This is a genomic window from Devosia sp. BK (assembly GCF_032907385.1).
Taxonomy (GTDB): domain Bacteria; phylum Pseudomonadota; class Alphaproteobacteria; order Rhizobiales; family Devosiaceae; genus Devosia.
This window is the reverse complement of sequence record NZ_JAIMBX010000003.1, coordinates 105,588-129,202: the sequence shown is the minus strand read 5'-3', so window position 1 is coordinate 129,202 and position 23,615 is coordinate 105,588. Positions and strand designations below refer to the sequence as shown.

Below are 23,615 nucleotides of genomic sequence, written 5' to 3'. Positions count from 1 at the left end.
GCTCAGCGCAAATGCGGATGGAAAGCGACGACGGTGGGGGAGCCGACGGCAATTGCCGGCTCGATGGGGTCGAGATCGCCGGTTTCCGGGCGATAGCGAAAAAGTCTCAGGCAATCGCTTTCCTGATTGGCGACAACCAGGATCATGCCGGTGGGATCGAAGGCGAAATCGCGCGGAATGCGACCGCCGCTTGGCGTGGTGCCAAGGAAGGTGGCGATGCCGGTTAGCGGATCGGTGCTGAAGCGCGCGACACTGTCGTGACCGCGATTACCCACATAGACGTGACGACCATAGCGCGAGATGGCGATGGCTGAGGCCGATGCGCCCTCATGGCCGCCCGGTGGCAAAGTCGACGTGGAGGCAATGGCTTCAAGTGTGCCGGCCTCGGCATCGAAGGCCATGGTGACGAGGGCGCAGTCAAGTTCGGTGACGCAATAAACTATTGGTAACATTGGATGAAAGCAGAAATGCCGCGGCCCGGCGCTGGGCGGCAGCACGACTTCGCCGTGGTCTTCCACGGTGCCTGAACTGGCGTCGAACCGATAGATTTTGAGCCGATCTAGGCCGAGATCGGAGACGATGACGAAGCGATTGTCGGGTGTCCACTGGATGCAATGGGCATGCGGTCGATCTTGCCGCGATGCATTTGGCCCCCTGCCCTGATGGGCCACTTCCGCCGTCAGTGCGCCGAGCCGGCCGATCTCGTCAGCAGGATAGATTGCGAAGGATTTGTTGGGCTCTTCGATGATCGGCACGCCGCCATAGTTGGCGATGCCGACATAGCGGCCGGTGCGGTCGAAGGCGGCGTGGCAGGTGTAGTCGCCGCGGGTCGGTTGCTTGTTGAGATAGCGCAGCGACGCGGCTAAGTCTTTGATTTCATAGGTAGTCACGAGGCCCTCGTGCCAACCATCGACCTCGCTGACGGCGGCAAGGGCGTTGCCCCCGGGGGCGATGGCGATGAAAGTTGGATTGTCGATTCCCTCGGTGATCCCAAGCGGCTCGACGCCGCCGGTATCGAGATCGAGCTCGAAAGCAGCGATGCCTTTGCCGGCGGCTTTGGCGACATAGCCGATGCCGCGATTGACGCCGCCGATGTAAAAAAGCGCTTTTGGCATAAAGGCTTGGTCCTGACTAAGATGATCGAGCCATCCGGACCAGCGGCCCGAATGACGGGGCCGCTAAAGTAGGCCGGAATAGTGGGCCATGCGCACAAGGCCTTGCATATAGCCGATGGCATGGGCGCGACCGCGATGGTTCCAATCGCTGTCGCCGTCCATCTTGGGGACGTGATCGTCGAGGAGGAATCCATCGAAGCCATGGCGCGCGAGGAGGGCGATGACCTCGGCGGGATCGTAGTTTCCGTCGCCGATAAAGCACTCGGTGAAATTGGGAACCGAGCCCTGCACATCGCGGAAATGGATGTAGGCAATTGCACCTCGGGGGGCAAAGAACGTTACCAATCCGGTAACGTTGATTGCGCCGCCGGGCATTTCCGAGCAACAACCAAGGCAAAGGTCGAGTGCCCAGGCCGGAGACTGGCCCGCCATCTCATAGGCCTTGTAAAATCCCTCCGGCCGATAGAAGAGACGCGCAACCCCACCGAGCATCGGCACCGGCGGATCGTCGGGATGGAGCGCGAGGCGCAGACCCTCTTCTTCGGCGACCGGCAGGACGGCTTCGATGAAGTAGCGATAGTTTTCCCACATCGCGTCTTCAGTGATGACAGGTCCGTCCTTGCCAAAGAGCGGCATGGAACTGGCGCGGCCGAGCGTCGTGGGCATGAAGCTGCGGAGCTGGTCGAGATTGTCGGCATTGGCTTCGACGACGGCCATATCGAATTGCCGCGCCAGGGCCCCGCCGCGCGTCTTGGCCGAGCGATCCGTCGACCAGACCGAATTGGGCATGAAGTGATAGCCGAGGACCGGGACACCGGCGCGGGCAACGGCACGGATCGTCGCTTGGTAGTTTTCGATCTGCTCGTCGCGGCCCTCAAGGCCGAGCATGGCCTTGTGATAAAAGTGGGTCGGGACGTTTTCGATGGCTTCGAATTTAAGCCCAGCCGCTTCGACCTGTTCGACAAGGGCGCGAACGTCCTTTTCTTCCCAGCGGTGGTCGCCGGGCAGGTTCGGATTGTTCATCTGAATGCCGCTGGCGCCGATTTGCGCGGCAAAGCGCAAGCGCTCTTCGGTCAGATCGTGGAACTGTCCCACCGCGATCCTGATCGCCATGGTCGTCTCCTCCCCCGTCGGTCAGTCGCGGATCGCGCTGCCGATCATCTGCACCTAAGTTGGAGCGAAAGACGAACCTTGCCAAGCATTATCGCATCAAATTCAGAAAATAATGTACAATCGTGATCTGCACGTGCACGATCAGTAGTCGCTGTGGAAGCTGCACTGAGACGCAAGGATAAATCGGCGCCTGAGCGCTGGTTGTCGCCTTCAAATCTGATCGACGACGCATTGCGGCGCCTGACCTGTCTGGCAGTTTGCCGCGCTTTGGCTTAGGTCCTGAGCTGTCCCTTTGTTGGCATCAATCGAAATCACAGGCACCCACAATGCTGCGCACGATCGATCACTCGTCGTTGGCGGTTTCAGGCTATGTCGAGCCTTGGACCGGCCCGGCCGGAACCCGAATGGTAGCTTCGTCCTGCGCCGGAGCTGTCGAGGCGGTCCGCATCCGCGCGCTTGATCGCGACGGAATGCCGGAGGTCGACTGGCCAGTCCGGTCCTTGGCAGAGTGCCGTCGACAGAGCTTTTCCCAAGGGGCGTGGCTCTCGATAGACCATGCGCGATCGATCACGGCGCTGTCCTTTGAAATGCTGCTCACGCGCAATGAAGGCTACCGCGTTCTTCTCGATGCGGGAGCGTTTCAGCTCGCGATCGTCGACGGCGCCAATTTGGTCTTGGGCGACCACATGGGCGATACGCCTATCGGTCGCCTACCCACGCGCCAATGGCTCAAAGTCGCAATCGGCCATGGCGCGCTCACTGTCGAAACGCTCGACCAGGACAAGCCCTTCGCTCTGTCAAAAGTGCTCCCGGGCGGAACGCTCGACCAGGTCATCCTCTGCTCGGATAAAGGAGAAGCGCTGCCGACGCTCAATTGCCGGCTGGCCAACATCAGCCTCATCGCGAACGGTCAAAGCGCCAGCTGGGTTTTTCCGACAATCTTTACCGACGCACCACTCCTGTCCAACGGCATGGCGCTGCGGCTCCATAACAATCCGACCTTCTGCATGCGCTCCTCGCGCTGGGACGGATCGAGCCTCGATCCGCGCCTGACGCCGGCGCATTACGACGCCATCCATTGTCACGACACCGACATGGCGGGCTTTGATTGGCCGGCCAATTTCGCCATCGACATCGCTGCCGATGCGCGATCAGGGGTCTATGCCATTGAAATCGACACCGGTGAAACCGCCGAGCGCATCCCGTTTTTCGTCTCGGCCGCCGAACCCGCCTCGCGGCTTTTGTTCATTGCCCCGACGGCAACCTATCTTGCCTACGCCGATGAATATCTGCCGCCCCATCTCTATGAATGGATCGGCACCGATCGCGGCCACGAATTCGCGCGCGCCAACAATCTGCGCTCGCTCTACGATTACCATTCCGATGCGAGTGGCGTATCCCTCGCCTCGACGCGCCGGCCCAAGGCGACGCTCCGCGACGACTATCGCTATCCGCTGTGCGGGGCGCCGCACCTGCTGCCGGTCGATCTGCATTTCCTTGCCTTCGCTGCTCGCAACGGCATCGCCATAGATCTCGCGACGGATCATGACCTGCACCAGAAAGGCCTCGCCCTCCTCAGCCCCTATCGCAGCGTCCTTACCGGCAGCCATCCGGAATACCTTTCGGTCGCCATGGAAGACGCCTATCGCCGCTATGTCGCCACGGGCGGGCATCTTTCCTATCTCGGCGGCAATGGCTTTGCCGCGGCGGTTGCCTTCAAGGATGACCTGATGGAATTGCGGCGCGGGCCGACCCAGGCCGGTCGCACCTGGGATGGCCCCCTTGCCGAAATGCCCCTGGCGCTGACCAACGAGCCGGGTGGCTATTTGCGCGATCGCGGCCGGGGCGAGTTCGCCCTGACCGGCGTTGGCATAGCCTTGATGGGCTTTAGCAAGTCCCTGCCCTTTACCCGCACGGCATCCAGTCATGAGCCAGGCTTTGCCTGGCTCTTCGACGGAGTTGCAGGCGACACCTTTGGCGATACCGGCATGGTTCTCGGCGGTGCTGCGGGCTATGAGGTCGATTGTACCAACTCAGCGCTCGGCACGCCTGAAAACATCGTCGTTCTCGCGACTGCTCGGGGCTTTCCCGACGACTATGTCGATGATCCCGGCCGCTGGTATGAGGGCGGCGCGCCTGAACGCGACGCCAAGCGTCTTGCGGAAATGACCTTCCTGACCCACGCTTCGGGCGGCTCGGTTTTTTCGGCGAGTTCGGTGGCTTTCCTCGGCGCCCTGCCGGGACCGGATGAACAAAACGATGTTGGCAGGATGACACTGAATCTGCTCAGGCACTTTTCAAGCTGAGCTAATCCGTACATGTATGCTGCCAATGCGCCCGCGCCCTTAAAGGAACATGCCCCATGAAGCTTGCGTCTCTTGCCCTCGCTAGTCTCTCTCTTGCTGCCCTTGCCGTCCCGGCTTCTGCGGAAACGGTCAAGATCGGCGTCCAACCCTGGCTTGGCTATGGTCCTCTCTGGATCGCCGACCAAAAGGGGTTCTTCAAGGAGAACGGCGTCGATGTGCAGTTGATCAACTTCACCTGGGACCAGGACGTGGCCGCAGCCCTCGCCAGCGGCAATATCCAGGTGATCTCTGCTGCGACCAACACCGTCATCCTCAACATGAACAATGGCGTCGATCTCAAGGCCTTCATGATCATGGATGGCTCGACGACGGCAGACGCGGTTCTTGCCGGCAAGGATGTTGCCACGATCACCGACCTCAAGGGCAAGAGCGTCGCCTATGAAAAAGGTTCGACCAGCGACCTTCTGATCAACTACGCGCTCAACTCCAACGGCCTCACCCTCGCCGATGTCGAGGCCGTGCCGATTGCTGCGGCCGATGCAGGCCTTGCTTTGATCGCCGGACGCGTTGATGTGGCCGTGACCTACGAGCCCTATATTTCCGCAGCCCTCGCCCAGGGCCCGGAATTCAAGGTTCTCTACACCGCCGGCGAAAAGCCTGGCCTGATCAGCGACGTTCTGGCCGCCGAAACGAGCTTCATCGCAGGCAACCAGCAAGATCTCGTCGGTATCATCAAGGCCTGGGACGAAGCGGTAACCTTCCTGCGCGACAATCCCGAAGAAGGCGGCAAGATCATCGCCGATGCCGTCGGTAGCCCGATCGAAGAATTCAACACCGCTTTTGCCGGTGTCCATCTCTACGATCGCGCCGAGAACGACGCTGCCCTCAAGGGCGAATTCCAGGCAACCGTCGAAGAAATCGGCTCCATCATGCAGCAAGCAAATCCCGATGAGGTCAAGACCCTGCCGACGGGCGAAACCTTCTTCGACCTGACCGCCCTCTCGGCCGCCGCACAATAATTGTTGGCCGGCGTCCCCAAGACGCCGGCACCTGTTCAAAACTTCGAGTAGCGCATGCCCAAGACCTCGAGCATCGCGGCAACTGCCGCTGCTGGTCGCATCGACCGTCGACAATCCCGCCGCAAGAAAGGTCTGTTGCGGCTGCGCCAGCCTATTCCGGATCGCATCTTCACAAGTGCGGGCCTCGTCGTGCCCGTGGTCCTCGTGCTGCTCTGGTTCGCGGTCACCGCGCTCGGCCTCGTCAAGCCGCTGTTTCTCCCGAGCCCACTCGCCATTCTTGAAGAGGCATGGCGACAGATCACGACCGGCGTCCTGTTCGAAGACGCTGCCGTCAGCAGTTATCGCATTATAGTCGGCTGGCTCAGCGCCGCTATTCTGGCTATTCCCGTCGGCATTCTGATGGGCAATTTCCGCCTCTTCGAGGGCGCGCTCGAGCCCCTGATCTCGACAGTGCGCTATATGCCCATCGTGGCCTTGATACCGCTCACCATTCTCTGGGCCGGCATTGGCGACGAGCAGAAAATCCTGATCCTTTTTCTCGGCACCTTCTTCCAGATGACGCTGATGGTGATGGACAACGTCAAAAACATCGACGTCAATCTTATCCGGGCTGGGCAAACGCTCGGCTTTTCCAATACCGAGATCCTGTGGCGCATTATCCTGCCAGCGGCCCTGCCCTCTATCTGGGACACCTGCCGCATCACCATCGGCTGGACCTGGACCTATCTCGTTGTCGCTGAACTGGTTGCCGCCCAAAGTGGCCTCGGCCGCCGCATCATGGATGCGCAGCGCTACCTTGCGACCGACACCATTATCTTCGGCACACTGTTCATTGGCCTTCTGGGGCTTTTGACCGACTATGCCTTCAAGCGCACCGGCCGATCGCTCTTTCGCTGGACGGCCGACCGATGACCATGGTACCCAAAATCCACGCCGAAGCCGTGGGCAAGATTTTCGGCGAAGGCGCGAACGAGTTCCTCGCCATCGACCGGATCGACCTGACCGTTGCGCCCAACGAATTCGTCTCGATCGTCGGCACATCCGGCTGCGGCAAGTCCACCTTCCTCAATATGGTCGGGGGCCTCACTGAGCCGACCTTTGGCGACATCCTCATTGATGGAAAGCCTGTCACGGGACCGGGGCGCGACCGCGGCTTCGTCTTTCAGGGCTATAGCCTTTTTGAGTGGATGACCGTTGAAGGCAACATTCTCTTTGCGCTCGAAAAGAGCCGGCTGAGCAAGCCGGAAAAGACTGAACTGGTGCGCCAGTTCATTCATGAGGTAGGGCTGAGAGGCTTCGAGAAGTCCTACCCGCGACAGCTCTCGGGCGGCATGCGCCAGCGCGTCGCAATTGCGCGGGCGCTCGTCTACAAGCCCTCGCTGCTCTTGATGGACGAGCCGTTTGGCGCCCTTGACGCCCAGACCCGCGGCATGATGCAGGAATTGCTGCTCAAGGTTTGGGAAGACCATAAGGTCACTGTTCTATTCGTCACTCATGACGTTGAAGAGGCCATTTTTCTCGCCGACAGAGTGATCGTCCTCGCCTCGCGGCCTGGTCGGATCAAGCGCGAACTCACGGTCGATCTCCCTCGGCCCCGGCAATTCGACATCGTGACGAGCCCCGAATTCTCGCAGCTAAAGCGCGGCGTCCTCGCCGACATCCGGGAGGAAACACTCAAGGTCATGTCACTGGGGGACGACGCTTAGGACTGTCGCGCTGATGGAAAAGAGCGGCGATCCACCCGCCTAGGGGACCGCCGCTATGCATCACTCGGCGCGGAAAAAGATCATGCCACCGTGGTGCAGTTCGGTATCGGTGACGAACTCGCCATCAGCTTCAAAGCCGGTATCGTCCCAGTAGTAGATCATCTTGCCCGTGACCTCGTAGCGGCCTTGATAGGCGCTCTGCCGGGTGCCACGCGCTTCATCATAGCGGCCATTGGGCAAAAGTTCCTGGCGCACATGTTCGTCGCCCGTCACCCACATGCCGATATAGGGGTGCTTTTCCATCGTTCCGTTCTCCTTGGAGTTTGAAGGGTCAAATTGAGCCGCCTGGGCTATCGGCGCTGAACCGGCGAAAGCGAGCGTGATGAGGAGCAATCTTGCGATCCTCATGTTTGGCCACCCGGCAGATCAACACGCTTAGCCGGCTCGAACCGTTTCAAAAGATTTTCGACCTCCTCAACCGGCACCCTGCGGCCAGATGTCTGTTCGCGCACGATTTTCCAGGTGCCGCCGCTTCGCCTGAAGACATGGGAGGTTCGGCAGATCACGCCGCTCGCCGTTCCATCTGCCTGCTCGAACCTTGCGCAGAATTCGAATGTACTTGCCGCCAGATCGCCGCTGACCAGCACGTCCGGTTCGGCGATAACAGCGTGAACCGCGCTGTGCATCCGGTTGAACGAGGCCTGGAACGCCTCGGCCCATTCGCGCGGGCTTCGCGCCAGCCGCAATTGAGGGTCGAAGCTGTCATAGAGCGCGGTGTCAGCGCTTTCCCAATCGTAGAATATTCCGGCTTTTTTCTCGAACACGAATGTTTCGCCCGGCGCCTTTTCCCAGCCTTCAAGGATCCAGCGCCGTTGGAGCTGGGCCACGTCCATTTCACTGGTCATCATCATGCCTTTCCTGGGCTCAAGAGGTCATCGAGCCCACTCGATGCGCCGTTGACGAGAAAATGTTGCGCATGTTTTTCTCTCCATTGGCTCGTTCGGCTCAGACCATGCCGCCATTGGCGCGGATGGTTTGGCCATTGATCCAGCCGCCGTCTGGACCGGCGAGAAATGCGACCGCCGCGGCAATGTCCTCAGGCGTTCCCAATCGTTCGAGCGGGTTCATCTTGGCCATCTTGGCGACCAGCTCGTCGGACTTTCCGTCGAGGAAAAGGTCGGTCGCTGTCGGTCCCGGCGCCACGGCGTTGACGGTGATGTCGCGCCCGCGCAGTTCCTTGGCCAGAATGGCGGTCATTGTCTCGACCGCTGCCTTTGTCGCGGCGTAGACGCCGTAGGTTTCGAGCTTGAGCCCGACGACGGAGGTCGAGAAATTGACGATCCGTCCGCCAGTCTTGAGGCGCCGGGCCGCCTCGCGCAGCGTGTTGAACGTGCCCTTGAGATTGACGGCGATCTGCCGGTCAAACAAAGCGTCGCTGCTCTCGGCCAGAGGCGCCAGCGTCATGATCCCCGCATTGTTTACGAGGATGTCGACGCCGCCGAAGGCCTGCTCCGCGCGCTCGAACATCAGCGCCACGGCAGCCGGATCAGAAATGTCGGCTTTGTGCGCCAGCGCGGTGCCGCCTGAAGTGCTGATCGCCTCGACAACTTTGGCGGCCTCGCTGTCATTGCCGGCGTAATTGACGACAACGTTGAAGCCATCGGCCGCCAAGCGCTTGGCGATCGCCGCACCGATCCCGCGCGAGGCACCAGTAATAAGAGCAGTTTTCTTAGATGCGTCAGTCATCTCGATCTCCTGTTCTGTTTGGTGTCCTCTCTTTACGCGATGCCCTGCAGCGGATAATCAGGTGAAATCCGACAACATAATGCGGAATTTTCGAACAATGGACCGTCTGGATTGTATGCGCGTCTTTTCGCGTGTGTTGGAGCGGCGGAGCTTTACGGCCGCGGCTGAGGACCTCGCCTTGCCGCGCTCAACAGTGACCGACGCGGTCAAACAGCTCGAAGCGCGCCTCGGGGTGAGCCTCCTCCAGCGCACGACGCGTTCGGTGACGCCGACGCTCGACGGAGAAGCCTATCACCGCAGTTGCCTGGCGATCCTAGCGGAGGTGGAAGCGGCTGAATCCACTTTTCTTGGCGCCAAGCCCAAGGGGCTGTTGCGCGTGGACGTTCACGGCACCCTCGCCCGGCATTTCGTCATGCCGCGGTTGCCGGAATTCCTTGAAACCTATCCCGAGATCGAGCTGTTCATCAGCGAGGGCGATCGGCTTGTGGATCTTGTGCGCGAGGGGATCGACTGCGTGCTGCGGGTTGGGGTTCCACAAGATAGCGACATGATCGCGCGCCGGATCGCCACGCTGCCTGAGGCTACGCTTGCTTCGCCGGCTTATCTCGAAAAGTTCGGGACACCTGAGACGCTCGACGACCTCGCCCACCATCGCATGGTCGGCTTCCGCTCCACTGCCACGGGTGGCGTTTTGCCTTTGCTGTTCGAGATCAATGGCAAGGTCCGTGAGGCGATGCTGCCCATGACGCTGACGGTCACGGGTGCCGAAACCTATTATGCCGCCTGCCTGCGCGGTCTGGGGCTCATCCAGATTCCGCGCTACCACGCTGCCCCGGCACTGACCTCGGGCGAGATCGTCGAAATCCTGCCAACAATCAGGCCGCCGAGCACGCCCGTTTCCGTGCTCTATCCACGCGACCGCCAGCTTTCGCCCCGCGTTCGTGTCCTCATTGACTGGCTGGTCAAGGTCTTCAACGTTCCGGACAAAACCATCGCGTAGAGCGGTCGGTTATCCGCTTCACGGCGAGACAACGACCTTTTTCGGCCAGCGCTCCAGACCAACGACAGCCACGCCGCTGACCATGATAACCGCAATGCCCATGAGAGCGAGCGCATTGGGAAACGTGCCGAAAATCAGCATGCCGGACAGCAGCGCCCAGACCGTGGACATATAAAGAAAGGGAACGACCGCCGAGACCGACGCGGCGCGATATGCGGTGAGCAGCAGCCAATGCGCGGCGATCAAAAATATGCTCGACCCCACGGCGAAGGCGAGGGTCAGCGCAGAAGGCCATGTCCATTGCTCAAGCAGCAGGCCCGCCAGCCCCGCACCGACGATCTCGATGGCTCCGGCGGCGACTGCGACGACGATGCCGGGTATATCAAGCTTGATCTTCCTGCCGATGAGATCGCGCACCGCGACTGCCGCAGCGCTCCAAAGACCAAACAGCGTATAGGGTGAGAAGCCGCTCGCGCCTGGTTGCGCGACGAGAAGTGCGCCGGCGAAGGCCAGAACGATCAGGGCGACCTGCATGCCCGATAGCCGCTCCTTGAAAAACACCATCGCGCCGATCAGCAGCAGCAGCGGTGACGTTTGCCCCAGGGCGGTCAGATCGGCGATGGGCACATAGGCAAGCCCGGCGACAAAACCCATGGCGGCGGTGAGTTCGAGCAAATTCCTCAACTGCACACGGCCGTCCAACATGCGCGGCGCGTAGCGAAAAAGGCCCAGGGCTGCCAAAAGCGGTATGCCAAGAAGCGTGGAGCCCACGCCCCGCAGGAACAGGGCTTGAAAAGGCGGCACTTCGTGCATGGCCAGTTTAAGTAGGCTGTCATTGATCGTGAAGCAGGCGGTCGCAAGGATCATGAGGATGATCCCAAGCGTATTGCCGGAGGGGCGGCGCATGGTGGTCTCGAGACATCGGGTAGGGGCAAGCTCGAATTCTGATAGAGCAGTGCCCGTAAATGTCCAGCGGCTGGCGCCGCAGAATCTCTTTTAAGGCGCGACGCCTGTCACGGGGTACAAAAAAGGCCGCCAGCGGCGGCCTCAAGGCTTGGACGTCGAAGCTGAACTTACTTCTGAAGGATCAGATTGATCGCGGATTCGCGGCCATCGCGACCGGTCTCTACTTCGTAAGAAAGCTTGTCGTTCTCATAAAGTCCGTCAACGCCAGAATTCTGGACAGCCGACACATGGACGAAGTGGTCCTTGCCGCCATTGTCAGGGGTGATGAAACCAAAACCCTTGGTTGCGTTGAAGAATTTTACAGTACCGTTCATGGTTGCCATTTTAATATTCCTTGAGCTCGGAGCCGAAGCAAAGCGAGCGTTGCCCTCTGCAACATGCAAGAGGGGGCATAGACGTTCGCAAAGTGGATCACTGAGCCATTAACCGGATAAGGACCGGCAGGAGGCAGCCGACTTGGGCTGAAAACGCGTATCATGGTGTTTCGCACCCAATAGCGGCATTGGCAAGGCGAACGCGCCAAAAGCTCCTGCTAAAGCTCAAGGCCGTCGCGTTGACCTCATCCTGATATGGGTTCGCCTTTGTGCTTATCGTTTTGAACGACCGAACGGCGAAGCGGATATTCGTCCGAGAAGTAAAGGCCGCGAATAGCCTCGGCGCCGTAGCGAATTTCGTTTGCTTCGATAATGGAGCTTGATTGAAGGCCGACGGGCAATTCCTCAATCGTGAACTGAATTGCCTCGACCAACGAGGGAAACCGCTGATATCGCGCCACCCGAGGCGAGGTATGATGTCGTCCAGGATAAAGTTCAGCCGGCGCATTGAAATTAGTCATCGCTAGTCCTTTCGAGAACGCGAGATCGAGCGCCGCGTGGGCGCAACGTTCACAATCTGAGGAAAGCGGCTGGGACCGGGAGCCAAAGGCATATGAAGCGCCACAACTCATATGGGGCACAATAGCCACTTTTGTGAGGCAGGAAACGAAGAGAGGCCCGCCACGTCTCCCGAAAGCTCGGCGACCTCGGCGCAAAATGCGCTTGGCAATGTAGATACTGCCCAGTTTTCCGACGTCGCCTACAAATGGAGCGGTGAGAGCCATCATTGGCTGGCGGCCTTGCACACGACATGTCGTGTGCTCAGCTAATTGAGGCTGACCCTTTCGCCAGTGCGGCCATCGAAAATATAGGTCTGGCGGGGATTGGCCATGATGTTCACGCTGTCGCCGGGCGTGACCACTTCTTCGCCATTGACGGTAACGACGACCGGCAGGCCGGAAACATCGACCGTCACGAACGTCTGGCCGCCGGTCGGTTCGACGAAGCTCACTTGGCCGGCAATGCCGTACGCACCGAGCTGGAGATGTTCGGGGCGGATGCCGACGCTGACCTTTTGGCCATCCGCGACCTTGGGGCCGGGCTCGAACGTGAAGACCTCGCCGCCGGCGGTGCGGGCGGTGTTGCCGGTTACGGTTGCTTCAAAGAAGTTCATGGCCGGTGAGCCGATAAAGCCGGCAACGAAGAGATTGGCCGGCTGGCGATAGAGCTCCATCGGGGAGCCTTCCTGCTGGATGACCCCGCGATTGAGCACCACGACTCGATCGGCAAGGGTCATGGCTTCGACCTGGTCATGCGTCACATAGACCGAAGTGACGCCCACCTTTTTATGCAGCGCCTTGATCTCGGACCGCATCTGCACGCGCAGCTTGGCATCGAGATTGGAAAGCGGTTCGTCAAAAAGGAAAACCGAAGGATCACGCACGACGGCACGACCCATGGCGACACGCTGGCGCTGGCCGCCCGAGAGCTGGCTAGGCTTGCGATCGAGCAGCGGTTCGAGTTCCAGCATTTGGGCTGCCTGCCGGACGCGGCTATCGATCTCGGCTTTGGGTTTCCCTGCCAGCTCGAGGTTGAAGGCCATATTCCGGTAGACGTTCATATGTGGGTAGAGCGCATAGGACTGAAACACCATGGCGATGTTGCGCTCGCGCGGCGTCAGGTCATTGACCACCTCATTGCCGATAGCGACCTCACCGCCCGAAATGTCCTCGAGCCCGGCGATCATGCGCAGGATCGTCGACTTGCCACAGCCAGATGGGCCGACGAGAGCGACGAATTCGCCGTCTTCAATAGAGAGGTTGATGCCCTCGATCACCGAGACCGTGCCATAGCTTTTGGCAATGTTGCGCAGTTCCAAGCCAGCCATGAAAGTCTCCTACTTGACTGCGCCGGCAGTCAGCCCGGCAATGATGTGCTTCTGCGCCGCGAAGAAAACGATGACCGTGGGCAGGATGGTGAGGGTGATGAAGGCAAGGATCAGTTGCCAATCGGTGCTGAATTCGCCGCGATAGACCATGATCCCCAGCGGCCATGGATATTTGCTTTCGGAATTGAGCATGATGAGCGGCAGGATATAGCTGTTCCAACTCCCGACGAAGGAGATGATCCCGACCGTCGCGATGATCGGGCGGCTGAGCGGCAGTGAGATATGCCAGAAGAACCGCAGATAACCCGCGCCATCGACGAAGGCAGCGTCGAAGAGTTCAGTCGGCAGGCTCCGGAAATAATTGCGGAAGAGCAAGATGCTCATGCCGAGCCCGAAGGCCACCTGCGGCAGCACCACGCCCCAATAGGTATCGAGAAGGCCCAGATCCCGGATGCGGATAAAAAGCGGCAGGATGGCCGTCGCCGCCGGGAACATCAGCCCGATCAGGAAGTAATTGAGCAGGAACTGCGAGCCGAAGAATTTGACATGGGCGAAGGTGAACGCCGCCATGGCGGCAAAGGCCAGCGTCAGGAAGACCGTGAGCCCCGCGATGAGCAGCGAATTGCCCATCTGCAGCCAATAGCGCTGGGAAAACAGGATGTCGGCATAGTTCGAGACCATCCAGGTCGATGGCAGGCCGAAGGCATTGCCGCGGAGGTCGCCCAGCGTCTTGAAGCCTCCGAGTGCGGTTGTGACCAGGGGAATAACCACAACCGCGGCAAAAATGATGAGGCAGGTATAAAGGTACGCCTTGGTGCCGAAGCGGAGGCTGCGCCCCGGTGTCTGGGCCTTGGCGGCGTCGATGGGATTGGTGGCGGTGTCAGTCATTTTTCATGAAGATCCGCTTGTAGGAGAAAGCGAGGGTGACGCAGATGACGAAGAGCACGACGCCCACGGCCGAGCCGAAGCCGACCTGCATGCGCATGACCCCGAAACTGTAGAGGAAGGTCACGAGCGTCTGCGTGGAGTTCGAGGGACCACCGCCGGTGAGCGGCATGATCATGTCAAAGAGCTGTAGCGAGCCGATCACGGCAAAGAAGACCGAGAGACGTACCGTCGAGCCCAACAATGGCAGGGTGACCCGGCGGAACTTCTGCCATCCGGTCGCCCCATCGATATCGGCAGCCTCGAGCACGCTTTTGTCGATCGCCTGGAGCCCGGCGATAAACAGCATCATGTGAAAACCGAAATATTTCCAGACGATGACGCCGAGCACGGCCGAGAAGGCGGCGTTCTTGTCGGCAAGCCAGAATGGCGCGTTGAGGCCCATCATATGGTAGATATTGGCAACGAGCCCGAATTCGCCATCGTAGACGAAGCGCCAGATCATGCCCGCGGCAACGTCGGCCAGCACATAGGGCAAGAAGAAGATCAGCCGGAAAAAGGTCGCGCCCTTGATATGCTTGGTGACCATGGTCGCAAGCCAGAGCGCCAGCGGCACCTGGATGCAGATCGAAACGAGGATGATGAGCCCGTTATTGACGAGAGCGTTGCGGAAGGCGCCCTGGCGGAAGATCAGCTCATAATTCTTCCAGCCGATCCACTGCGTCGGCAGGCCATAGCCGTTCCAGTTGTAGAACGAATACCAGGCCGCCTCGCCCATGGGCAGAATGACGAAGACGGTGAACAGCAGCAGCGCTGGCGGCAGGAAGAGCACCAGAACCGGCCATTTGCCGCGGATGCGGGCGCGTCGAACTTTTGGGCGGGCCAGCGCGGTTCCGGCGGACAAGCCGGGCGCTGCAACAGTCTCAGTCATCCATCTCACCTTTCAACGACCGAAGGGAGAAGCGGGCAACCGAAAGGCTGCCCGCTCGCGCTCACATCTCCATCGAGAAGGCGTCCTGCACCTGCTGCAGAGCATCTTCGGGCGTGACCTGACCCGAGACCAGTTCGACGGACATGTCGTTGACGACGCGGCCGACATTGGGGCCGAGATCCTGGTCGAGATAGTTCTGGTGCCAGGTGGCCTTGGCCATCTGCGCAGCACTATCGGCCAGGCTCGGATCCTTGACGCTGGCATCCGAGCCAAGGGCCGTCGGCAGGATATTGTTCTTTTCAGCCAATAGCCCCGCGTTTTCGACCGTCATGTAATGGATGAAATCTTCGGTTTCCGGCGGAGCATTGGTGGTAACCACCCAGCCATTGAGGCCACCGAAATCGTCGGTCACGACACCGGCACCGCCATCGACCAGCGGGAAGGCGAAGCGGCCGATCGCGTCTTCGGCAAGGCCCTTGCCGTCGGTTGCGGCATTGGCCTGGTTCTGCGGCGTCGCGGTGTTTTCAAAGCTGAGCACCATGGCAGCACGGCCATCGGCGAACACAGCCTGCGTATCGGGCCAGGTCGCGCCGAGATAGCCTTCTTGGAATGGCTCCATGGCGCCAAGGTCCGCCAGCATCTGGCTCGCTTTCACAAAGCCTTCGCCCTGGAAGCCTTCACCGGCCTTGGCCGCGTCGAAGCCGTCCTTGCCGAGCTCGCGCATGGCGAGATAGCTCCAGAAGAAGTGGATGGGCCACTTGTCGCCACCGCCACCGGCGATCGGGGTGATCCCGGCATCCTTGAGCTTTTGTACGGCCGCCGTAAAATCGGTCCAGGTCTTGATGCCATTGGCGTCAACGCCCGCCTGCTCGAACAGCGCCTTGTTGTAGAAAAAGGACACGAGGCCCGACTGTACGGGAGCGGCCCAGACCTTGCCATCGATGCTGAGGCCATCGACCGCTGCCGGGTTCACCGCATTGCGCCAGGCGCCATTATCGGCATCCATGGCCGCGGTGATGTCGCGGATGGCGCCGGTTTCGGTCTGCGCTTTCAACACACCACCGCCCCAGGTGTAGAACATGGATGGCGCGTCGTTCGATTGCAGCAGTGTCGGCAGCTTGGCTTTGAAAGCCTCGTTTTCAAGGAACTGGAATTCGATTTTGACGTCGGGATGCTCCGCCTCGTAATTGGCGGCGATTTCCTGCCAGGTGGCAAGACGATCCGGATTGGATTCAAGGTGCAGCCATTTGATGGTGGACTGCGCTGCCGCACCGGATACAGTCGAGGCCAGCGCCACGGCGCTGAGGGCAAGCACGAGCGATCGCCTGGACAGGCGTCCGAAAACCAGATTCATGATGTTCCTCCCGTCGGACATTTTGTCCGTTATGCGGAATTAATAGGCTCGCCGATTCACCGATTGTCAATACCTTCAGACCGACACCGCCCTAAACACCTTGAAACAGTGGGTTTGGCACTTGCTAATCGACGATTTTGGCTGCTAGAGTTTTTTGAATTAATACGCATCGCTGATTAAAGCGGGCGCCGGGAGGCTGAAGACGGGATCATGAAGACTGCCGATCCTGAACTCATGCGAGCGATCAATCGCTTCCATGTGCTCGATACCATCCGCCGCTATGGCGCCATTTCCCGCGTCGAAATCGGCGAGCGGATCCAGCTTTCGCCCACCACCGTCTCGGCGATCACCGGTTCGCTGATCGAAGATGGGCTGATCCTGGCGCAGCATGAGGGCGACCTGCGCGGTGGCAATCGCGGCCGCCCGCGAGTGATGCTGGCGCTCAATCCCAAGGCGGCGCGTGTCGTCGGCGCCAAGATCGCCGCCAATCGCCTTGCCTTCGTCGTCACCGATTTTCAGGGCGATATCCTGGCTGAACTGATCCTGCCGCTGCGGGTCGATCGGCTGCCGCTATCGGTCATCGCCGATCTCGTCGAGGATGGCGTGCGCCGCTGCGTGCTCGATGCCGGCATCGCCATGGAAGACATAAAATCCGTGGCTGTATCCCTGCCCGGCATCATCGAGCATGGCACCGGACTTGTCCGCGCCAGCAGTATTTTCCGCGATGCCGATGTGCCGCTCAAGGAGGCCCTGGTGGAGCGGCTCGGCATCGACGTTATCGTCGAGAGCGATGCCAATGCCATCACCATGGGCGAGCACTGGTTCGGCCAGGCGCGCGATTGCGACGACTTCGTCCTCGTCGCCATCGAGGACAATCTCACTCTCGGAGTGATGCATGGTGGCCAGATCTTCCGCGGCGCACGAGAACTCAGTCTGACGCTGGGCGACATGGTCATGGGTGCCGATCCCGATCACGCAGTAAAACTGGCCGATGTCGCGAGCGAAAAAGCGATCATTAATGGCGAGGTCAGCGATCCACGGATGCGCGACGCCATTCGCCTTGGTAGCGGCATGAGCCAGGTGCGCGGCATGATCGAAGCCGGCGACAACAAGCTGCGGGTTGCCGCGAACAAGGCCGGCGCGGCCCTTGGCATTGCCATCGCCAATCTCGTCGCGCTCTTCGCGCCACCGCGCGTCATTCTCGTTGGCTCGACGCTAACGCTCGGGCCGCATCTCCTCGATGCGCTCCACAGCAGTTTTGCCAAGGCCATTCCCCAATCGCTGCGGGAGGTGGCGGAAATCGTCATCGAAAACGCCGACGACCGACTCTGGGCTCGCGGCGCCGCCGCGGTGGCACTTGGCGAACTCTACGGCTCGCCCTGGGGGACCACGGGCCCCGCGAGAACCTTCAATGCCGATGCGCTCGAAAGCGGCAAAAGCCCGTGAGCAATTCGCGATCCATCACCAGGTCGGTCAGCCGGCTAACTTAGCCGGTGGCGCCCGATTGCGGCGGCGTCTCGGCTGACCAAAGCAAGAGGAGGAAAGACTATGCAGGAAGCTCTCATCGTTTGGGGTGGCTGGAGTGGACATGAGCCGGAACAGTGTGCCGACATTATTCGCGGCATGCTCGAGGAAGACGGCTTCAAGGTCTATGTCGAGAACACGACCGAGGCCTTCGCCGATCCTTCGGTAAAAGATCTCAGCCTCATCGTGCCGATTTTCACCATGAGCAAAATCGAGAAGGAAGAGCTCAGCATGCTCACCGAGGCCGTGCGCGGCGGCGCGGGCCTCGCCGGATATCACGGCGGCATGGGCGATGCTTTTCGGGATGCGGTAGACTATCAGTTCATGGTAGGCGGCCAGTGGGTCGCCCACCCGGGGAACATCATCGACTATCGCGTCGACATCACCTGCCCCGACGATCCGGTGATGGAAGGCATCGAAAGTTTCCCCTATCGCTCGGAGCAATACTACATGCATGTCGACCCCTCGAACGAGGTGTTGGCGACGACCACTTTCAACGGCGATCATGCCTATTGGATCGACGGGATCACCATGCCGGTGGTCTGGAAACGCAAATATGGCGAAGGCCGCGTGTTCTATTCTTCGCTCGGCCATGTCGCTTCAGAATTCGAAGTGCCGCAAATGCGCACGATCCTCCGCCGCGGCATGAACTGGGCCGCCCGATAGGCAGGTTAAAACGGGGCGCCCCAATGGGGTCGCCCCGTGTAGATTGGCGGCTCTGTCCTCTCGCTGACATCAAACTGCGTCAGACTGCCAAAAACCTAGCGGACCGCTCAGCCATGACCCTCAAATTCATCGTCCTCAGCGACCTCCACGTCATGCCTGAGGGCGAACTCTCGATGACGCTCGACACCGGCGCAAGGCTTGAACAAGCCGTCCAAACCATTGCCGCCCGCTACCACACTGTCGATTTCTGCGTCCTTGCCGGGGACCTCACAGATCTCGGTCAACCCGCAGCCTACGAGCGCCTCAAGTCACTGATCGACCGTATAGATATCCCGGTCCACCTGACCCTCGGCAATCACGATGATCGCGAGACTTTCCTCTCGGTTTTCGGCGAGGAATATGTCGCCGAAACCGGCAAGATCGACAAAGCCTTCGACGCCAAAGGCTATCGCATCATTCTCCTCGATTCCTCCGAGCCCGGACGCGTCGACGGCGTGCTCACCAAGGTTCAGATCGCCTGGCTAAAGGCCCGACTTGCCGAGGCATTGGACCGCCCGGTCATCGTGATCCTCCATCACAACGCCAATGCGCTCCACATCAACTCCGATGATATCCGCATCCGCGACGCCGAGCCGTTCATCGCCGCACTCAAGACCCATCCCGATATTCGCCAGGTCATCGCTGGCCATGTCCACTTGACCTCGACCGCCCTCTGGCGCGGCATCCCCTTCACCACCCTCGCCGGTGGCCACTATTACTGCACGGTGGACCAGGACCACGTCCCCATGCGCCGCCTCACCGGCCCGGCGCAAATGGCTCTCGTCATCGGCGAAGCGGACCAGACCACAGTGCATTTCGACAGCTATATCGACGGCAATCCCGAAATCGCCTGATCGAGCCCCCTTCTGACAGCGTCTTCATGGGCGCGGGTTTGGCAAGCTGATCATGGGGCGCACTTGACAAGGCCCCCCGCGCCCGTCAGGTGCTGATCATGATCTCGGGAAAGCCAATGCTCGCCCTCAAGGGTGTTACGCGCCACTTCAATGACGTGGCGGCGCTGCAGGACGTCTCGCTGGAACTGGGTGCCGGGCAGGTTCTATGCCTTGTCGGGCATTCCGGCTGCGGAAAATCGACGCTTCTGCGAGCCATTGCAGGCATCGAAACGCTTGATGGTGGCACCATCGCCATCGAGGGCACCCCGGTTTCCGGCGACGGCATCTTCGTCGAGCCGGAGGATCGCCGGATCGGCTTCATGTTCCAGGACTATGCGCTGTTCCCACATCTCAGCGTGCGAGAAAACGTCGCATTTGGCCTCAAGAAACTTGCCCGTTCCGACCGCGCTAACCGGGTCAGCGACATCCTCTCCCGGATCGGCCTCGAAGCTTTGGCCGACCGTTTTCCGCATATGCTCTCTGGTGGCGAACAGCAACGCGTGGCGCTTGCTCGCGCCCTCGCGCCCCAACCGCGCCTCTTATTGATGGACGAACCCTTCTCCAATCTCGACCGCGGCCTGCGGGATCGCGTGCGGCACGAAACTCTCTCGATCGTGCGGGACCTCGGCATGACAGCCGTGGTCGTGACCCACGATCCCGAAGAAGCCCTGGCCATCGGGGATACGGTTGCCCTCATGCAAAAAGGCCGCGTGGTGGAAGCGGGCACCGGCGAACGCATTTACGACGCCCCCTGGACGGCTTATGCCGCACGGTTCTTTTCCCGCATGAACGTCATTCCCGCAAAAATCGAGGCCAATATGCTCGATACGCCGCTGGGACGCTTTCATGCGCCGGCCCTCGACGGCGAGCCGCATGTTCTCTTGCGGCCCCAATCCATCGTCCTGACGGAAAGCGGAATTCCCGGTGTCGTGGTCGATCGCTCCATTCTCGGCGAGATAGAGGAATTGCGCATCGCCGTGGCTGGTGTCGACGATCCCCTGATCATGCGCGGCACATCACGGCACGATGTCCATCCTGGCGATGCGGTTGAGATCGCCGTCAAAGCGGACGAGGTCATGATCTTCCCTCAGGATGCCTAAAAGTCCCGATTGTGATGGAAAGTCAGTACCTTAGATTAATTCTAAGTTGACCCTAAATAACTTGACTTAGACAGTCCGCTATGGCTTTAGCCTCCCTAGGAGAGGAAATGCGGAAGGGCCGCGCGACCTGCTCATCAATTTGGGAGATCGTCCATGAATACCCTTTTCAAACTCGTTGGCGTCACGAGCATGCTGGCTCTTGGTGCAGCCGTTCCTGCGCTCGCCCAGGAAGTGAACATCTACACGACCCGCGAGCCCGGCCTGATCCAGCCCATCCTCGATGCCTTCACCGCCGAGACCGGCGTTAAGGTCAACACCGTGTTCCTTGAAAGCGGCCTGATCGAGCGCGTTCAGGCAGAAGGCGAAAGCTCGCCGGCCGACCTTCTGATGACGGTCGATTTTGGCGCGCTGATTGATCTCGTCAATGCCGGCGTCACCCAGCCGGTCGATTCCGAAGCGCTTGAGACCGCGATCCCCGCATCACTCCGCGATGCCGATGGCAACTGGTTTGCGCTGTCGGGCCGCGCCCGTGTCGTTTACGCCGCCAAGGATCTCGATCTCGACAGCATCACCTATGAACAGCTCGCCGACGAACAGTTCCGCGGCAAGCTCTGCATCCGCTCTGGCCAGCACCCTTACAACACCGCGCTATTTGCCGCCTATATGGCCAAGCACGGCGAAGAAGCCACCAAAACCTGGCTCGAAGGCCTCAAGGCCAACCAGGCCCGCGCCGCAGCCGGTGGCGACCGTGACGGCGCCCGCGACATCGCCGCCGGCATCTGCGACATCGCCGTCGCCAACTCCTACTATTACGGCCTGATGGCGAGCGGCGCCGGTGGCGACGAGCAGAAGGCGTGGGCCGAAGAGGTCAAGGTGATCCTGCCGACCTTTGAAGGTGGCGGCACGCTGGTCAACGTCTCCGGCGCGGCTGTAGCGGCCCATGCCCCCAACCGCGACGAGGCCGTGCAACTGCTCGAATATCTCGCATCCGACGAGGCGCAGAAGCTCTATGCCGAAGCCAATTTCGAATATCCGGTTTCGACCACCGCGGAAGTGCAGCCGATCATCGCAGCTTTTGGCACGCTCAACCCCGACAGCCAGTCGCTGACCGAAATCCTGCCGTTCCGCGCACGCGCCAGCGAGCTGGTGGACGAAGTGAACTTCGACACATTCGGCAACTGATCGGAGACACGCGGCGGCCCCGGCCGCCGCACTTTCTATGGCCGATTTCACCATGACGCGCCCAAGGCGCCGCCATTTCGGTATCAACGTCTGGGCCGCCGGGGCATTTGCCGCGGCGGCTCTCGCGCTTGTGCCGATCGTGACGATCGCGGTGACGGCCATGGCCGATACCGGCGGACTCTGGGGCCATATCGTCCAGTTCGTACTGCCGCAGGCGACTTGGAACACGCTGGTGCTGCTTGCTGGTTCCGGTCTCATCGCGACCATCGTTGGCACCGGCGCAGCATGGTTGGTCACCGCCTATGATTTCCGGGGCCGCTGGTTCCTCGAATGGGGCCTACTGCTGCCGCTGGCCGTGCCCACCTACATCATGGCCTATGCCTATCTCGACATCCTCAACCCGCTCGGCCCGGTGCAAGGCGTGCTGCGATGGGTGCTGGGCTATTCGAGCCCACGCCAGTTTCGCCTGCCCGACATTCGCGCCATGTGGGGCGCCATCCTGGTCTTTGGTTTCGTTCTTTATCCATACGTTTATCTGACCGCCCGGGCGATGTTCCTGACCCAGGCCGCCAATGTCATCGAAGTGGCGCGCACGCTAGGCGTGCCGCGCTCCGCCATCTTCTGGCGCGTCGCCCTGCCTCTCGCGCGACCTGCCGTCGCCGTCGGCGTTTCGCTGGCGCTGATGGAAGTGCTCAACGATGTCGGCGCCTCGCAATTTCTTGGCGTGCGGACGCTGACCGCCACCGTCTACACGACCTGGATCGTTCGAACCGACTTGGCCGGCGCCGCACAGATCGCCATCAGCATGCTCGCCATTGTCCTCGCGATGCTGGTCCTCGAGCGCTGGGCCCGCCGCAAGCAGCGCTTTGCCTCGGCCGCGCAAAACGCCCGGCAGATGCAACGCCAGCGGCTGCGTGGGCTGGCCTCCTTTTTCGCGTTCCTTTTCGGGGCCCTTCCGATTGCCATCGGCTTTGCCGGACCAGCGCTTTATCTCATTGTTGCTGCCATCCGGCGCATTGAGTTTGCCGGTTTTTCCAACGCTCTCCTCCGCGCCACCATCAACACCGTCAGCGTGTCGGCCATGGCCACCGTGGTGATCGTCCTCGTCGGCTTTGCCCTCGCCTATGCGGCGCGGCTGCATCGATCGGCCTGGACCGAGGGCGCCATGCGCATAGCCTCACTGGGCTATGCCGTCCCGGGCACTGTGCTGGCCCTTGGCATCCTCGTTCCCGTTGCCGCCTTTGACAGGACACTGGGCAATCTTTGGCACGCCTGGACCGGCCTGCCCGGCACGCTCTTGCTGCTCGGCTCTGGGGCAGCCCTCATCTATGCCTATTCAACACGCTTCCTTGCCATCTCCGTGGGCGGCATTGACGCGGGACTAAGCCGCATTCCGCCCGCCTATGACTACGCCGCGCGCACCCTCGGCCGCTCGGCAAGTGGCACCCTCTTCGCAGTCCACCTGCCCCTGTCGCGCTCGGCACTGACTGCCGCGGGCCTCTTGGTCTTTGTCGATTGCATGAAAGAACTGCCCGCAACGCTGCTCCTGCGCCCCCTCAACTTCGAGAGCCTTGCCACCCTCCTTTACGGCGAGGCGGCCCGCGGCACCTACGAAGACGCCGCCCTCGCCGCCCTCATCATCGTCGCCATCGGCATTCTACCAGTCGTGCTGCTGGCAAGAACATCATCGCAACCAGCTGCGTAAGTCTTTGGGACTTGAGGCGTTGAGTGCAGATTTTGCCCTGACTTAAGCACTCCAACTGATGGGAGGACGACACGCTGGGAGCGATATCCCAGGTGGCGCTTTCCATCGTCCATCTTGCCGCTCTTCGCACGAATTTAATCCATCTTGCGCACCGCTCCACAAC

At 60.7% G+C, this 23,615-nt stretch carries 23 protein-coding genes; 11 read left to right on the top strand and 12 right to left on the bottom strand.

What is annotated here, in order from left to right:
- Positions 1–2 precede the first annotated feature (2 nt).
- Together DevBK_RS16195 and DevBK_RS16190 are read right to left on the bottom strand one after the other, a co-directional pair.
- Positions 3–1,115 carry a lactonase family protein gene (locus tag DevBK_RS16195; RefSeq protein ID WP_317186195.1) on the bottom strand — a complete coding sequence of 371 codons (1,113 nt, stop codon included), beginning with the start codon at positions 1,113–1,115 and terminating at the stop codon, positions 3–5.
- A gap of 63 nt (positions 1,116–1,178) precedes the next feature.
- Positions 1,179–2,228: a mannonate dehydratase gene (locus tag DevBK_RS16190; protein WP_317186194.1), complete on the bottom strand. Its 1,050-nt coding sequence runs from the start codon at positions 2,226–2,228 to the stop codon at positions 1,179–1,181.
- Positions 2,229–2,554: 326 nt separating this feature from the next.
- Between DevBK_RS16190 and DevBK_RS16185 the strand changes: the two genes are divergently transcribed.
- From DevBK_RS16185 to DevBK_RS16170, 4 genes are read left to right on the top strand one after another with little or no spacing between them, the layout of a single operon-like run.
- A complete protein-coding gene (locus DevBK_RS16185; protein WP_317186193.1) occupies positions 2,555–4,534 on the top strand; it encodes a N,N-dimethylformamidase beta subunit family domain-containing protein in 1,980 nt (659 codons plus the stop codon).
- Between the two features lie 56 nt (positions 4,535–4,590).
- Positions 4,591–5,553: an ABC transporter substrate-binding protein gene (locus DevBK_RS16180; RefSeq protein ID WP_317186192.1), complete on the top strand. Its 963-nt coding sequence runs from the start codon at positions 4,591–4,593 to the stop codon at positions 5,551–5,553.
- Between the two features lie 54 nt (positions 5,554–5,607).
- Entirely contained in the window at positions 5,608–6,465 is an 858-nt protein-coding gene (locus tag DevBK_RS16175; protein WP_317186191.1) for an ABC transporter permease, read from the top strand.
- Positions 6,462–7,259 carry an ABC transporter ATP-binding protein gene (locus tag DevBK_RS16170; RefSeq protein ID WP_317186190.1) on the top strand — a complete coding sequence of 266 codons (798 nt, stop codon included), beginning with the start codon at positions 6,462–6,464 and terminating at the stop codon, positions 7,257–7,259. Before DevBK_RS16175 ends, DevBK_RS16170 begins: the two co-directional genes overlap by 4 nt.
- A 60-nt stretch (positions 7,260–7,319) precedes the next feature.
- Here the strand turns inward: DevBK_RS16170 and DevBK_RS16165 are convergent, their stop codons facing one another.
- The 3 genes from DevBK_RS16165 to DevBK_RS16155 all read right to left on the bottom strand — a co-directional run bounded on the left by DevBK_RS16165 (position 7,320) and on the right by DevBK_RS16155 (position 9,005).
- Positions 7,320–7,667, bottom strand: coding sequence for an Atu4866 domain-containing protein (locus tag DevBK_RS16165; RefSeq protein ID WP_317186189.1), 348 nt, complete (start codon positions 7,665–7,667; stop codon positions 7,320–7,322).
- Positions 7,664–8,152 (bottom strand): YybH family protein, encoded by a 489-nt coding sequence (locus tag DevBK_RS16160; protein WP_317186188.1) that lies wholly within the window; start codon positions 8,150–8,152, stop codon positions 7,664–7,666. Before DevBK_RS16160 ends, DevBK_RS16165 begins: the two co-directional genes overlap by 4 nt.
- A 112-nt stretch (positions 8,153–8,264) precedes the next feature.
- Positions 8,265–9,005, bottom strand: a complete 741-nt coding sequence (locus DevBK_RS16155) for an SDR family oxidoreductase (protein ID WP_317186187.1) — start codon at positions 9,003–9,005, stop codon at positions 8,265–8,267.
- 97 nt (positions 9,006–9,102) lie between these two features.
- Between DevBK_RS16155 and DevBK_RS16150 the strand changes: the two genes are divergently transcribed.
- Positions 9,103–10,005, top strand: a complete 903-nt coding sequence (locus tag DevBK_RS16150; protein ID WP_317186186.1) for a LysR family transcriptional regulator — start codon at positions 9,103–9,105, stop codon at positions 10,003–10,005.
- A gap of 18 nt (positions 10,006–10,023) precedes the next feature.
- Here the strand turns inward: DevBK_RS16150 and DevBK_RS16145 are convergent, their stop codons facing one another.
- The 7 genes from DevBK_RS16145 to DevBK_RS16115 all read right to left on the bottom strand — a co-directional run bounded on the left by DevBK_RS16145 (position 10,024) and on the right by DevBK_RS16115 (position 16,343).
- Positions 10,024–10,911, bottom strand: coding sequence for a DMT family transporter (locus tag DevBK_RS16145; protein WP_061909587.1), 888 nt, complete (start codon positions 10,909–10,911; stop codon positions 10,024–10,026).
- A 167-nt stretch (positions 10,912–11,078) separates the two neighbouring features.
- Positions 11,079–11,294 carry a cold-shock protein gene (locus DevBK_RS16140; protein ID WP_061909589.1) on the bottom strand — a complete coding sequence of 72 codons (216 nt, stop codon included), beginning with the start codon at positions 11,292–11,294 and terminating at the stop codon, positions 11,079–11,081.
- Between the two features lie 236 nt (positions 11,295–11,530).
- Entirely contained in the window at positions 11,531–11,806 is a 276-nt protein-coding gene (locus DevBK_RS16135; protein WP_061909591.1) for a hypothetical protein, read from the bottom strand.
- 305 nt (positions 11,807–12,111) lie between these two features.
- Complete coding sequence (locus DevBK_RS16130) at positions 12,112–13,173, bottom strand: sn-glycerol-3-phosphate ABC transporter ATP-binding protein UgpC (protein ID WP_317186185.1); 1,062 nt, start codon at positions 13,171–13,173, stop codon at positions 12,112–12,114.
- A gap of 9 nt (positions 13,174–13,182) precedes the next feature.
- The gene (locus DevBK_RS16125; protein ID WP_061909595.1) at positions 13,183–14,061 is read right to left on the bottom strand and encodes a carbohydrate ABC transporter permease; all 879 of its coding nucleotides are present in this window, start codon (positions 14,059–14,061) and stop codon (positions 13,183–13,185) included.
- Positions 14,054–14,989, bottom strand: coding sequence for a sugar ABC transporter permease (locus tag DevBK_RS16120; RefSeq protein WP_317186184.1), 936 nt, complete (start codon positions 14,987–14,989; stop codon positions 14,054–14,056). Before DevBK_RS16120 ends, DevBK_RS16125 begins: the two co-directional genes overlap by 8 nt.
- 61 nt (positions 14,990–15,050) lie before the next feature.
- The gene (locus DevBK_RS16115) at positions 15,051–16,343 is read right to left on the bottom strand and encodes an extracellular solute-binding protein (RefSeq protein WP_317186183.1); all 1,293 of its coding nucleotides are present in this window, start codon (positions 16,341–16,343) and stop codon (positions 15,051–15,053) included.
- A 210-nt stretch (positions 16,344–16,553) separates the two neighbouring features.
- Here DevBK_RS16115 and DevBK_RS16110 point away from each other — a divergent pair, with 210 nt between their 5' ends.
- From DevBK_RS16110 to DevBK_RS16085, 6 genes are all read left to right on the top strand, one after another.
- On the top strand, positions 16,554–17,789 hold the full coding sequence (locus DevBK_RS16110; protein WP_062629160.1) for an ROK family transcriptional regulator: 1,236 nt from the start codon (positions 16,554–16,556) through the stop codon (positions 17,787–17,789).
- A gap of 102 nt (positions 17,790–17,891) precedes the next feature.
- Positions 17,892–18,533, top strand: coding sequence for a ThuA domain-containing protein (locus DevBK_RS16105; RefSeq protein WP_062629159.1), 642 nt, complete (start codon positions 17,892–17,894; stop codon positions 18,531–18,533).
- 113 nt (positions 18,534–18,646) lie between these two features.
- Positions 18,647–19,426: a metallophosphoesterase gene (locus DevBK_RS16100; protein WP_062629158.1), complete on the top strand. Its 780-nt coding sequence runs from the start codon at positions 18,647–18,649 to the stop codon at positions 19,424–19,426.
- A gap of 98 nt (positions 19,427–19,524) precedes the next feature.
- Positions 19,525–20,565, top strand: a complete 1,041-nt coding sequence (locus DevBK_RS16095; protein WP_317186182.1) for an ABC transporter ATP-binding protein — start codon at positions 19,525–19,527, stop codon at positions 20,563–20,565.
- A 153-nt stretch (positions 20,566–20,718) separates the two neighbouring features.
- Entirely contained in the window at positions 20,719–21,747 is a 1,029-nt protein-coding gene (locus tag DevBK_RS16090; protein ID WP_062629157.1) for an extracellular solute-binding protein, read from the top strand.
- Between the two features lie 52 nt (positions 21,748–21,799).
- Entirely contained in the window at positions 21,800–23,452 is a 1,653-nt protein-coding gene (locus tag DevBK_RS16085; RefSeq protein WP_410494088.1) for an ABC transporter permease, read from the top strand.
- Positions 23,453–23,615 lie beyond the last annotated feature (163 nt).